Raw genomic sequence first — 11,850 nt, 5'->3', positions numbered from 1 at the left:
CTATGGTTGCCCCTATGAATGCCCTGCCAATGCCCGCACCGGACTGGGCGCTGTTCCTCGATTTCGACGGCACGCTGGTCGAACTCGAGGATCATCCGGACCACGTGATACTCCCGCCGGGGATGACTCAGCGCCTGCGCCACCTGCAGGGGGCGCTCGACGATGCGGTCGCGATCGTGAGCGGCCGCGCGCTCTCCGATCTCGAGCGTCTGCTGCACCCGCTGCGGCTGCCGCTCGCCGGCCTGCACGGCCTTGAACGGCGCGACGCCCGGGGACGCATCCACAGCGACGAGCGCGACCGCGAACGACTGGACGCGGTACGCGAGGCGATCGCCGGCTTTGTCGCCGCGCGGCCGGGGCTGTATGCCGAGGACAAGGGCGGAGCGCTCGCCCTCCACTGGCGCGGCGCACCGGAACGCGAGCAGGAGGTCGCGGCCTTCCTCGAACGCCAGCGCCGGCTGCTCGGCGACGGTTTCCATATTCAGGCGGGCAAACAGGTATTTGAGCTCAAGCCGGTCGGCCGCGACAAGGGGCGGGTGGTGCGCGAATTCATGACCGAGGCGCCGTTTCAGGGCCGCGTCCCCGTATTCCTTGGTGACGACCGGACGGACGAGGACGCATTCGCGGCCGTGAACGCCCTCGGCGGCTTCTCGATCCGGGTCGGCGAACACCACCCGGACACCGCCGCCACGGCCACGCTGCCCTCGGTTGCGGCGACGCTCGAGTGGCTGGACCGCCTGCCGGAACAGCTGCAGGCCATGGCGCCGGATCAATCATGACCCGCGGGGCGGACGCGATGCCCGACCTTGAACTCGGCCTGATCGGCAACTGCCAGATATCGGCGCTGGTCGATACCCAGGGCACGATCGTGTGGGGCTGCTTCCCGCGCCTGGATGGCGAGCCCGTGTTCTCGCACCTGATCGATGACGGCAACGACCGCGGCCGTTTCGCGATCGAACTGCAGGACCAGACCTCATCCCGCCAGTACTACCTGCGCAACACGCCCATCCTGTGCACGGAACTGCACGACCGCCATGGCGGCGCCCTGCGCATTACCGATTTCGCGCCGCGCTTCGCCCAGTACGGCCGCCGCTTCCGGCCGGTCATGCTGGTACGACACGTGGAGGTCATGAGCGGCACGCCCGTCGCCCGGATCCGCCTGCGCCCGACCGCCGGCTACGGCGCCGACACTCACACCGTGACCCAGGGCAGCAATCATGTACGTTTCGTGTTCGACGACCAGGTCCTGCGCCTGACGACCGACGCCCCGGTGACCTCCATTCTTCAGGAACAGGCGCAGGTCCTCGAACGCGACGTGACCCTGATCCTGGGGCCGGACGAGAGCGTCACCGAGTCGGTGGCCGAGATGGGGCGCCGCTTTTTCGACGAGACCCGCACGTACTGGCATGAGTGGGTGCGCTCTCTGGCGGTCCCGTTTGACTGGCAGTCCGCCGTGATCCGGGCCGCGATCACGCTCAAGCTGTCGACCTTCGACGATACCGGCGCGGTGGTCGCCGCCATGACCACCTCGATCCCGGAGGTCGCCGACAGCGGCCGCAACTGGGACTACCGCTACTGCTGGCTGCGGGATGCGTATTTCGTGGTCCATGCGCTCAACCGGCTGGGCGCCACCGGCACGCTGGAACGGTATCTGCGCTACATCATCAATCTGGTGGCCGGCAGCGACGACGCGCTGCTGCAACCGCTGTACGGCATCGGCGGCGAGACCACGCTGACCGAGAGCGAGGCCGATCACCTCGGTGGCTACCGCGGCATGAAACCGGTGCGGATCGGCAACGATGCCTACCGCCAGATCCAGCACGACAGCTACGGCGCCGTCGTGCTGGCCGTGACCCAGGCGTTCTTCGACGAACGCCTCACGCGGCCGGGGGATGTCGCGCTGTTCCGGCGGCTGGAGCCGCTGGGCGAGCACGCCGCACGCCTGTTCGACCAGCCCGACGCGGGCCTCTGGGAATACCGCGGCCACGAGAAGGTGCACACGTACTCCGCGGTGATGTGCTGGGCCGCCTGCGACCGGCTTGCCCGCATCGCCGATCGGCTGGAACTGCCCGACGCGCATGATGCATGGCGACGGCGTGCCGGGGACATGCACGCGGTCATCTCGGAGCAGGGTTGGAGCGAGCGCCGTGGTGCCTTTGTCGAGAGCTTCGGCGGCGAGCGTCTGGACGCGAGCCTGCTACTGCTGCACGAACTCGATTTCGTCGCCGCCGACGATCCGCGCTTCGTAGCGACCGTCGAGGCGATCGAGGGCGAGCTGCGCCGCGGCGACCATATGTTCCGGTATATCGGCGACGATGACTTCGGGACGCCGGAGAACGCCTTCAATATCTGCACCTTCTGGTACATCGACGCGCTCGCCGCCATCGGGCGGGGGGCGGAAGCGCGGCGGCTGTTCGAGAACATGCTGGCCTCCACCACGCGACTGGGTCTCCTCTCCGAGGACATGGACCCGACGACCGGCGAACTCTGGGGCAACTTCCCGCAGACCTATTCGATGGTGGGGCTGATCAATTCGGCGCTCGCGCTGAGCCGCCGCTGGGAGGATGCGTTTTGACCCGTCTGGTCGTCGTCTCCAACCGGGTGACCGTGCCGAAATCACGGCAGAAGCCGCAGGCGGGCGGGCTGGCTGTCGCGCTGTCCGGGGCCCTAGCCGAGTACGGCGGTCTGTGGTTCGGCTGGGACGGGCGCGTGGAGGAGACGCTGCCGGCGGCCGCGGAGAAAACCGAAGTGGACGGCATCACCTATGCCACCACGCCCCTGACCCCCTACGAATACGACCACTACTACGCCGGCTACTCGAACACGGTGCTGTGGCCCCTATGCCATTTCATGCTCGGCCGCATGGAGTACCACGGCGACTACCGGCGCAGCTACGAGGCGGTCAACGAGCGCTTCGCCGACCAGCTCACGCCGCTGCTCGAGGGAGACGAGCTCATCTGGGTGAACGATTACCACCTCGTGCCGCTCGCGCGGGCACTGCGCGCGCGCGGCGTCGAGCGCCCGATCGGCTTTTTCCTTCACATCCCCTTCCCGAGCTACGGACTGCTCAAGGCGATGCCGGGCTGGCGCGACTGGCTGCGCGCTTTGGCGACCTATGACCTGGTCGGCCTGCAGACCGCCGAGGACCGGCGCGCGCTGGAGACCTCGCTGGTGTATGGGCTGGGCGCGGAATGGGTCGAGGGCGGGGTCCGCCTCGACGGCCAGGTCATCCGCACGACCGCACGCCCGGTGGGCGTGGACGTCGAGGAACTCGGGGCGCTGGCGGCGGACTCCACCGGCAGCCGGCGCGTGAACCGGCTGGTGGAGAGCCTTGGGCCCCGCGATCTGATCATCGGTGCCGAGCGGCTCGATTATTCGAAAGGGCTGCCGCAGCGTTTCGACGCCTACGAACGGCTGCTGGAGGAACAGCGCCGGCGGCGGGGCCGGACGGTCTTCATGCAGATCGCGAGTCCGTCACGCGAGAACATCGGTGAGTACGAGGCCCTGCGGGAGACGCTGGAATCACGCGCAGGCCATATCAATGGCCGCTTCGCCGATTTCGACTGGGTCCCGACGCGCTACATGAACAAGACCTTCGCGCGCGGCTCGCTGCTGGGCTTTTTCCGGATCGCGCGCGTGGGATTCGTCACACCACTGCGCGATGGCATGAACCTGGTCGCGAAGGAATTCGTGGCGGCCCAGGATCCCGCCGATCCCGGCGTGCTGGTGCTGTCCGAACTGGCGGGCGCCGCCGCCGAGCTCGAGGCCGCGGTGATCGTCAATCCCTACGACCGCGAGGGCATGGCGGCGGGCCTGGAGCAGGCCCTGTCGATGTCGCAGGCGGAGCGCCTCGAACGCTGGCGGCACATGATCGACGTGCTCAGCGCCAACAGCCTGACCGCCTGGCGTCGCAATTACCTCGCGGACCTCGAGACCGCCGCGGCGGCGCGCGCGAATCCGTCCCGCCCGCCGGCGCATCCTTGAGCCCGTCAGCACGGCCGGGTCCGAACGCCTGAGGGTCCGGATCAGGTCAGATACCAGACCAGCCCGCCGCCGGCGAGCGCCGGGGCGAATACCACAGTCAGGCGCAGGGCCATCCCGGCCCGCCCGAGCAGGGCGGCAAGGACGACCTTCACCGCCGTGTTCACGGCGGCCGCGATCAGGATTGCCCCCACCGCCGAATCCGGCGCGAGGCCGTCTCTTGCCATGCGCGCCATGGAAAGGGTGATCGCATCCACATCGGTCAGCCCCGACACCGCCGCGAGCACGAACACGCCGGTGTCACCGAACCACTGACGGGCCGCCTCGGCCAGCACCATGACCCCCGCCAACAGGGCCGCGAACTGCAGCGCCGGCGCGATCTCGAAGGGATTCTTCAGACTGACCTCCCCGCTCTCCACCGGACCGGGGCTGCGCCACCACAACAGCGCCGCCCCGAGCAGCATCAGCAGGGTCACGACGGCAAGCACCGGCGCGAGGGCAGCCAACAGCGCGGGGTTCACCACGGCCACCTCGAGCAGGATACGCGGGAACATCGTGGCCGCGGCGATGGCGATACCGCTGGCCAGAATCGGCCCCAGCGTCGGCTGCCGCCGACCCATGCGCGCGAAGCTCAGCGTGGTGGCGGTCGATGAGGTCAGGCCACCGAACAGACCGGTCAGCGGGATTCCGCGTCCCGGCCCGAGCATCTTCATCGCGAAGTAGCCCACGAACGATATCCCGGCGATCAGCACGACCAGCCACCAGATCGCCCATGGATTCAATACCTCCCACGGCCCATATCCCCGGTCCGGCAGGACCGGCAGCACCACCACCGAGATCAGCCCCAGCTTGAGGACCGCCAGCAGCTCATCCCGGGACAGGCGCTCGAGCCAGCCATGGAGGGTCGGCTTGAGATTCAGCAGGAGCGCGGTGACGACCGCCCCCGCCGCCGCGACCCCGGTGTAACCCACCCCGGCCAGACCGCCCAGGGTCAACGTCAACAGCCCGGCGACGAGGCTGGTGATCCCTCGATCCGCTTCATCCCGCGCGCGCACGCTCTGCAGGTAGACCAGCACCAGCACGGCCGCCAGCGCCGCGAAACCGACCGCGAGCACGAGCGCACCAAGTTCGTGCGCCAGCAACGCCAGGATACCGCCAAGGAGCCCCATCAGGCCGAAGGTTCGCAGGCCGGCGACGCGCGCGCCCTCCGCCTCGCTCCGCCGCTTCCAGCCGCGTTCCAGCCCGATCAGAAGGCCCAGGGCCAGTGCGACGCCGAGGCGCTCGAACTGCATTACGGTATCCATCGCCGCTCCACGAATCGGGACATCCCCCGACTGCACAATGACCGGGCATACCGGCCGGTTCAATACGGCCGCCATCCCCCAAACGAAGAAAGCCCCGCCAGGGGCGGGGCTTTCGTTCTTCGGTCGGCTGTAGGAGCCGGACGGCTTACATCATGCCGCCCATGCCTCCCATGCCGCCCATGCCGCCCATGTCGGCACCGCCACCACCGTGCTGGTGGTCGTCTTCCTGCGGCGCATCGGCGATCATCGCCTCGGTCGTGATCATCACGCCCGCGATCGAGGATGCGTTCTGCAGCGCAGTACGCGAAACCTTGGTCGGGTCGATGATGCCGAGTTCGATCATGTCGCCGAACTCGCCGGTCGCGGCGTTGTAGCCATAGTTGCCCTTCTCGTTGCGGACCTGGTTCAGGACCACCGAGGGCTCACCGCCGGAGTTGTAGACGATCTGGCGCAGCGGCTCTTCGAGCGCGCGGCGGACGATACCGATGCCCATATCCTGGTCATGGTTGTCGCCCTTGACGCCGTCGATACCGGCGATGCAGCGCACCAGCGCCACGCCGCCACCGGGGACCACGCCTTCCTCGACCGCGGCACGGGTGGCGTGCAGCGCGTCGTCGACCCGGTCCTTGCGCTCCTTCATCTCGGTCTCGGTCGCGGCACCGACCTTGATGACGGCAACGCCGCCGGCCAGCTTCGCCAGCCGCTCCTGCAGCTTCTCCTTGTCATAGTCCGACGTGGAGTCCTCGATCTGCTGCTTGATCTGCTTCACGCGGCCGTCGATGTCGGCCTTCTGGCCGCCGCCGCCGACAAGCGTGGTGCTGTCCTTGTCGATGGTCGCCTTGCTGGCGGTACCCAGATGCTCGATGGTCGCGTTCTCGAGCTTCATGCCGACCTCTTCCGAGATCACCTGGCCGCCGGTCAGCACGGCAAGGTCCTGCAGCATGGCCTTGCGGCGGTCACCGAAGCCAGGCGCCTTCACGGCACAGACCTTCACGATGCCGCGGATGTTGTTCACGACCAGGGTCGCCAGGGCCTCGCCCTCGACTTCCTCGGACACGATCAGCAGCGGCCGGCTCTCCTTCGAGGTCGCCTCGAGGATCGGCAGGAGATCACGGATGTTCGAGATCTTCTTGTCGTGGATCAGGATGTAGGGATTCTCGAGCTCGGCCTGCATGCTCTCGTTGTTGGTGACGAAGTACGGGCTCTGGTAGCCGCGATCGAACTCCATCCCCTCGACTACGTCGAGTTCGTTCTCGAGGCCGGAGCCCTCTTCGACCGTGATCACGCCTTCCTGACCGACCTTCTCCATCGCATCGGCGATGAGTTCACCGACTTCCTGGTCGGCATTGGCGGAGATCGCACCGACCTGCGCGATCGACTTCGAGTCGTTGCAGGGCTTGGAGAGACTCGCGAGGTGCTTGACCGCCGCCTTCGTCGCGCTGTCCATGCCGCGCTTGAGGTCCATCGGGTTCATGCCGGCCGTGACCGACTTCATGCCCTCGCGGACCATGGACTGGGCCAGCACGGTCGCGGTGGTGGTGCCGTCACCGGCCTCGTCGGACGTCTGCGAGGAGACCTCCTTCACCATCTGCGCGCCCATGTTCTCGAACTTGTCCTCGAGTTCGATTTCCTTGGCGACGGTCACGCCGTCCTTGGTGCTGTTGGGTGCACCGAAGGACTTGTCGATGACCACGTTGCGACCGCGCGGGCCGAGCGTGACCTTGACGGCGTTCGCCAGGGTATCGACACCGCGCTGCATGCGCTGGCGCGCGTCGTTGCTGAAGCGTACTTCTTTCGCTGCCATTTTCCGTACCCTCTACTGGAGTTTTCTGTTCCTGAGTCGCGTTGAATCGGTGTTGCCGGGCTCAGCCTTCGAGCACGGCGACGACGTCGTCTTCGCGCATGACGAGGTAGTCCTCGTCGTCGATCTTGATCTCGGTACCGGCATATTTGCCGAACAGCACCTTGTCCCCGGTCTGGACTTCGGGGGTGCGGACACCGCCGTCGTCAGTGGGCTTGCCCTTGCCGACGGCAACGACCTCGCCCCGCTGCGGCTTTTCGGCCGCCGTGTCGGGGATCACGATGCCGCCCGCGGTCGTGCGCTCCTCTTCCAGGCGCTTGATGACGACGCGATCGTGCAACGGACGGATATTCATGGACGCCTTCTCCTTTCTGATAACGGCTGTTGAATCAAGTGCCTACAGTAATTGTTAGCACTCTCTGGAAGTGAGTGCCAATGATAGGCGCAAATCAGCGGATTTCAAGAGCCTCCGCTCACGGCTCGAAAACGGTTCAGTCGCGACGGCGGAATTCGCCTTCGATCGTGCCGCGGGTGCCGCCCGTCCCTCCAGGGTCATCCGGCCCACCCGGTCCCGAGCTCGTGTAGCGCACCTGCATACGGCGCAGCGCGGCGGCGATCAGCGCCCGGCGGGTCCAGGGGATCAGGCAGAGGAAGCCGGCCATGTCGGTGACGAAACCGGGGGTGAGCAGCAGCGCGCCGCCCATCGCCAGCGCGACGCCCTCGAACATCTCCATAGCGGGAATCTGGCCCCGATCCATGTTGCGCTGGGCCCGGCGCAGGGTCTGGAAGCCCTGGTAGCGGAGCAGGCCGCCGCCGAGGATGGCGGTCCCCACACAGGCGAGCACGGTCGGCAGGGCGCCGATGATGGTCCCGATCTCGATCAGCACGTAGATCTCGACCAGCGGGACGACAATAAAGATCAACAGGAGTGCCGGCACGGCGCCCTCCATCGTTATGCGATGCAGCCCATCTGGAGGCGGGCACCCCCCGTTTCAACCCGGCGGGTGTATTTCGCCGTAGACTGATTCACGCCGACGTGCCACCAGCAGCGGATCGCGAGCAAGCTCGCTCCTGCATGAATCCTGCCACCTCGGCGGGAACTTTCCTGTAGGAGCGAGCTTGCTCGCGATCGTTCGCCGGCGGCAGTGCGCATGCAATTAACGCACGGTAAGTACAGCCCGGTGCCCCGCGCCTGTTAGAATCGCGCGCCCATTACGTGCGGATAATGACCGATGAGCGACAGCGGACAACTGATCGTTTTCTCCACCGTCGACAGCCCGGAGGCCGCCCGCCGCCTGGCCGACAGCGTCGTCGGCGCCGGGCTTGCCGCGTGCGTCAATATCCTGCCCGCGGTGACGTCGGTCTTCCGCTGGGAAGCCGGCGCCGACGATCCCGGCCAGACGGGGGTACAGGCCGAGACCGAGGTCATGCTGCTGATGAAGACCTCGACGGCCGCGTACCCCGCGCTCGAACGCCACCTGCAGGCCGAGCATCCGTATGAACTGCCGGAGATCGTCGCGGTCCCACTGACGCGGGGCCTGCCCGCATTCCTCCAGTGGATCGAGGGGAGTACCACACCATCTGCCTGAATCGACTGCTCCCGGCCATCGCGCTGCTCATCGGCCTCGCGTTCGCCCCGGCGGGGGCCGAAACACTCGGCGACAGCGTCGGCAACGCCAGCCAGCCCCAACTGCTGCCGGCGGACGAGGCGTTCGTGCTGGGCGCGGAGCGCCAGGCGGACGCCACGATCGTGCTGCACTGGACCATCGCCGAGGACTATTACCTCTACCGCGACCGCAGCGAATTCCGCCTGGTCGATGGGGGTAACGCCAGCCTCGGCAAACCGCGGTTTTCGCCCTCGGATACGAAACAGGATCCGTTCTTCGGCGAGGTCGAGGTGTTTCACGACGAGGGCTCGGTCCGCCTGCCGCTGAATGGCGAGCCCGATCCGGGCGCGCGCCTGGAGGTCACTTACCAGGGCTGCAACGACCCGGTCGGCGTCTGCTATCCACCCATCGAGAAGAGCATCGATCTCGGCTCGATCGAACCGGCATCCGTGTCTGCATCCGCCGATGGGGGCAACCGTTCGGAGCAGGGCGAGATCGCCGCGGCACTCGCCGACCGTGGCCTGTGGCTGACCGTACTCGTTTTCATCGGCTTCGGCCTGCTGCTGACACTGACCCCCTGTGTGCTGCCGATGGTGCCGATCCTCGCCGGCGTGATCGCCGGCGATCCGCACGGCGGGCGCGCGCACCGCGGCGCGGGGCTCGCGACCGTGTTCGTGGTCACGATGGCCCTGACGTACGCGGCCGTCGGCGTCGTCGTCGGCCTCACCGGCGCCTCGATCCAGGCATGGTTCCAGCAGGCGTGGGTCCTGGGCGTATTCGCCGGGCTGTTCGTGCTGCTCGCGCTGGCGATGTTTGGTCTGTTCGACCTGCAGTTGCCGGACCGCCTGCGCGGCGCCGTGGAGAACCGCACGCGCCGGCTGGGCGGATCCTTCGGCGGCGCGGCGGCGCTCGGCGTGGTCTCCGCGATTGTCGTCAGCCCCTGCGTGACGCCACCGCTGATCGGCGCGCTCATCTACATCGCGGACACCGGTGACCCGTTGACCGGCGGCTTCGCCCTGTTCGCGCTCGGCATCGGCATGGGCCTGCCATTGATCGCCGCGGCCGGATTCGCCGGCCACCTGCTGCCGCGTGCCGGCCCGTGGATGAACCGTGTCCGGGCCGCCTTCGGCGTACTCCTGCTGGGTGTCGCGATCTGGCTGTTGCAGCGGGTCGTGCCGGTGCCGGTCTCGATGGTCCTTTGGGCGGTACTGCTGATCGTCGTCGGCGTCCAGCTTGGGGCGCTGGCGAGCGCCTCGACGGGTTGGGCGCGTCTGTGGAAGGGGATCGGCCTGATCGCCGTGCTCTACGGCTCGATCCTGCTGGTCGGGGCGACCGCGGGCGGCCAGAGCCTGCTCCAGCCCCTGCGCGGCGTGATCGGCGGCGGCGCGGCAACGCAACAGACCGTGGATTTCGAACCCGTCGAGGATGCCGCGGATCTGCGTCAGAAGCTCGCCGCGGCGCAGCGTGCCGGCCGCCCCGTCATGCTCGACGTCTACGCCGACTGGTGCGTGTCCTGCAAGGAACTCGAGGCGTTTACCTTCCCCGATCCGCGCGTGCAGGCCGCGCTCGAAGGCGCCGTCCTGCTGCGCGCCGACGTGACGCCGAACGACGCGGGCGACAAGGCGCTGCTGCAACGCTTCGACCTCTACGGCCCGCCGGCCGTGCTGTTCTTCGGCACCGACGGCGTCGAGCGGCGCGGCTACCGGGTCGTCGGTTACAAGGGGGCAGCGGAGTTCGCCGAGCACACCCGCCAGGCATTCGGCCGCACGGAGTCGCCGTCTTGAACAGCCGCCTGTGGATCATCGTCGTCGTAGCCGGTGCCCTGGGTCTCGGCGCGGGCGCTGCGGTCCGCCACTGGCTGCCCGCCCCGGAAACCGCGAGCGCGGAGGCGACGGCCGAACCGGCCGCCACTGGCGGCGGGCAGGACGAAGCGCCCGATGTCGTGGGCGCGCGGCGCCCGGATTTCCGTCTGCCGGACCGGAGTGGCGAGCCCCGCTCAATCGGCGATTTCGGCGACCGGGTCGTCCTGCTGAACTTCTGGGCGACATGGTGCCCGCCCTGCCTGGAAGAGATCCCCGCCCTGGACCGGCTCCACCAGGCACTCGGCGACCAGGGGTTCAGCGTGGTCGGCGTGGCGCTCGAAGGCGCGGAACCCGTGCGCGCATTCGCGCAGAAACATGAGGTCGGCTATCCGCTGCTGGTCGGCGGGCGCGAGGCCTTCGACATCGCCGCCGAGTACGGCAACGGCCGCGGCACGCTCCCCTACAGCGTGGTGATCGATCGCTCGGGGACCATTCGGGCCACCCACCAGGGCGCGTTGACGCGCGATGAGGCGCAGGCACTTGTCGCCCCCTGGCTGTAGATCACGCATGCCGGAAGTATCGGCCAATCGTCGACCATCTTCGTAAAACGCGCAGAGAAAACACACGATCTGGACACCCGGCAACACATCGGTCAAACTTGCGCCCCAAGTTGCGAAGGGCACATCGCGGCATGGCCGACATACTCGTACTGCATGGTCCCAACCTGAACCTGCTCGGCAGCCGGGAACCCGATCAGTATGGCCACACCAGCCTCGCCGCGATCGACCAGCGACTCGGCGAGCGCGCGCGAACGGCGGGGCGTAGCCTCGAAAGCTTTCAGTCCAACGCCGAGCACGCGCTCATCGACCGACTGCATGCGGCCCGCGAGGAAGGAGTCGCCTGGGCGATCTGCAACCCGGCGGGGCTCACCCATACCAGCGTGGCGCTGCGGGACGCACTGCTCGCGACCGCGATCCCGTTCATCGAGGTCCACCTGTCGAACGTGCACGCACGCGAACCGTTTCGCCATCACTCGTATTTCTCCGACGTCGCGACCGGAGTCATTACCGGACTCGGCGCGCGCGGTTATGAACTCGCCCTGGAGGCGATTCTGGACCGATTCGAGAACTGACACGGCCGGCACGACCCGGCCCCCACACCAGACACCACGGACCCGGATAACGCGATGGACATCCGAAAAGTCAAAAAACTGATCGAACTGCTCGAGGAATCCGGCATTGCGGAGCTCGAGATCCAGGAGGGCGAGGAGTCGGTACGCATCTCCAGGCACGGCAGCCATGCACCCGCGCCGGCGCCGGCACCGGCCGCGCCGCCGGCGCAGGCGCAGGCGCCAG

Annotated in this window: 11 protein-coding genes and 1 pseudogene; 8 read left to right on the top strand and 4 right to left on the bottom strand. The window is 67.8% G+C overall.

Going from position 1 to position 11,850, the window contains the following annotated elements:
- Positions 1–14: 14 nt before the first annotated feature.
- The 3 genes from otsB to A0W70_RS04200 are packed head-to-tail and all read left to right on the top strand — an operon-like array spanning position 15 to position 3,984.
- A complete protein-coding gene (otsB, locus tag A0W70_RS04210) occupies positions 15–779 on the top strand; it encodes a trehalose-phosphatase (RefSeq protein WP_067560794.1) in 765 nt (254 codons plus the stop codon).
- On the top strand, positions 776–2,575 hold the full coding sequence (locus A0W70_RS04205) for a glycoside hydrolase family 15 protein (RefSeq protein ID WP_083330771.1): 1,800 nt from the start codon (positions 776–778) through the stop codon (positions 2,573–2,575). Before otsB ends, A0W70_RS04205 begins: the two co-directional genes overlap by 4 nt.
- A complete protein-coding gene (locus A0W70_RS04200) occupies positions 2,572–3,984 on the top strand; it encodes an alpha,alpha-trehalose-phosphate synthase (UDP-forming) (protein WP_067560792.1) in 1,413 nt (470 codons plus the stop codon). Before A0W70_RS04205 ends, A0W70_RS04200 begins: the two co-directional genes overlap by 4 nt.
- Before the next feature lie 41 nt (positions 3,985–4,025).
- On the opposite strand, the gene A0W70_RS04195 is transcribed toward A0W70_RS04200, so the two are convergent.
- The 4 genes from A0W70_RS04195 to A0W70_RS04180 all read right to left on the bottom strand — a co-directional run bounded on the left by A0W70_RS04195 (position 4,026) and on the right by A0W70_RS04180 (position 8,024).
- Positions 4,026–5,285 (bottom strand): MgtC/SapB family protein, encoded by a 1,260-nt coding sequence (locus A0W70_RS04195; protein ID WP_070988362.1) that lies wholly within the window; start codon positions 5,283–5,285, stop codon positions 4,026–4,028.
- 145 nt (positions 5,286–5,430) lie between these two features.
- Positions 5,431–7,089: a chaperonin GroEL gene (gene groL, locus A0W70_RS04190; protein ID WP_067560786.1), complete on the bottom strand. Its 1,659-nt coding sequence runs from the start codon at positions 7,087–7,089 to the stop codon at positions 5,431–5,433.
- 61 nt (positions 7,090–7,150) lie between these two features.
- Positions 7,151–7,441, bottom strand: a complete 291-nt coding sequence (gene groES / locus A0W70_RS04185) for a co-chaperone GroES (protein ID WP_067560784.1) — start codon at positions 7,439–7,441, stop codon at positions 7,151–7,153.
- Between the two features lie 136 nt (positions 7,442–7,577).
- A complete protein-coding gene (locus tag A0W70_RS04180) occupies positions 7,578–8,024 on the bottom strand; it encodes an FxsA family protein (protein WP_217495384.1) in 447 nt (148 codons plus the stop codon).
- 294 nt (positions 8,025–8,318) lie between these two features.
- Between A0W70_RS04180 and cutA the strand changes: the two genes are divergently transcribed.
- From cutA to A0W70_RS17130, 5 genes and pseudogenes are all read left to right on the top strand, one after another.
- Positions 8,319–8,675, top strand: a complete 357-nt coding sequence (gene cutA / locus A0W70_RS04175; RefSeq protein WP_067560779.1) for a divalent-cation tolerance protein CutA — start codon at positions 8,319–8,321, stop codon at positions 8,673–8,675.
- Complete coding sequence (gene dsbD, locus A0W70_RS04170; protein WP_067560776.1) at positions 8,642–10,477, top strand: protein-disulfide reductase DsbD; 1,836 nt, start codon at positions 8,642–8,644, stop codon at positions 10,475–10,477. Before cutA ends, dsbD begins: the two co-directional genes overlap by 34 nt.
- Entirely contained in the window at positions 10,474–11,055 is a 582-nt protein-coding gene (locus A0W70_RS04165; RefSeq protein ID WP_067560773.1) for a TlpA family protein disulfide reductase, read from the top strand. The genes dsbD and A0W70_RS04165 overlap by 4 nt, the downstream gene beginning before the upstream one ends.
- A gap of 131 nt (positions 11,056–11,186) precedes the next feature.
- A complete protein-coding gene (aroQ, locus tag A0W70_RS04160; protein WP_067560770.1) occupies positions 11,187–11,627 on the top strand; it encodes a type II 3-dehydroquinate dehydratase in 441 nt (146 codons plus the stop codon).
- A 54-nt stretch (positions 11,628–11,681) separates the two neighbouring features.
- Positions 11,682–11,850: pseudogene (locus A0W70_RS17130) on the top strand (acetyl-CoA carboxylase biotin carboxyl carrier protein); the annotation flags it as partial.

The sequence above is a fragment of the Halofilum ochraceum genome, from assembly GCF_001614315.2.
Lineage (GTDB): Bacteria > Pseudomonadota > Gammaproteobacteria > XJ16 > Halofilaceae > Halofilum > Halofilum ochraceum.
Note: the sequence above shows the minus strand (reverse complement) of the source record. Positions and strands in the feature narration are given on the sequence as shown.

Excerpts from the sequence above, each read along its gene's own strand:
- otsB (WP_067560794.1), top strand. The coding sequence starts at position 15 with ATGAATGCCCTGCCAATGCCCGCACCGGACTGGGCGCTGTTCCTCGAT.
- A0W70_RS04205 (WP_083330771.1), top strand. The coding sequence starts at position 776 with ATGACCCGCGGGGCGGACGCGATGCCCGACCTTGAACTCGGCCTGATC.
- A0W70_RS04195 (WP_070988362.1), bottom strand. The coding sequence starts at position 5,285 with ATGGATACCGTAATGCAGTTCGAGCGCCTCGGCGTCGCACTGGCCCTG.
- groL (WP_067560786.1), bottom strand. The coding sequence starts at position 7,089 with ATGGCAGCGAAAGAAGTACGCTTCAGCAACGACGCGCGCCAGCGCATG.
- groES (WP_067560784.1), bottom strand. The coding sequence starts at position 7,441 with ATGAATATCCGTCCGTTGCACGATCGCGTCGTCATCAAGCGCCTGGAA.
- cutA (WP_067560779.1), top strand. The coding sequence starts at position 8,319 with ATGAGCGACAGCGGACAACTGATCGTTTTCTCCACCGTCGACAGCCCG.
- aroQ (WP_067560770.1), top strand. The coding sequence starts at position 11,187 with ATGGCCGACATACTCGTACTGCATGGTCCCAACCTGAACCTGCTCGGC.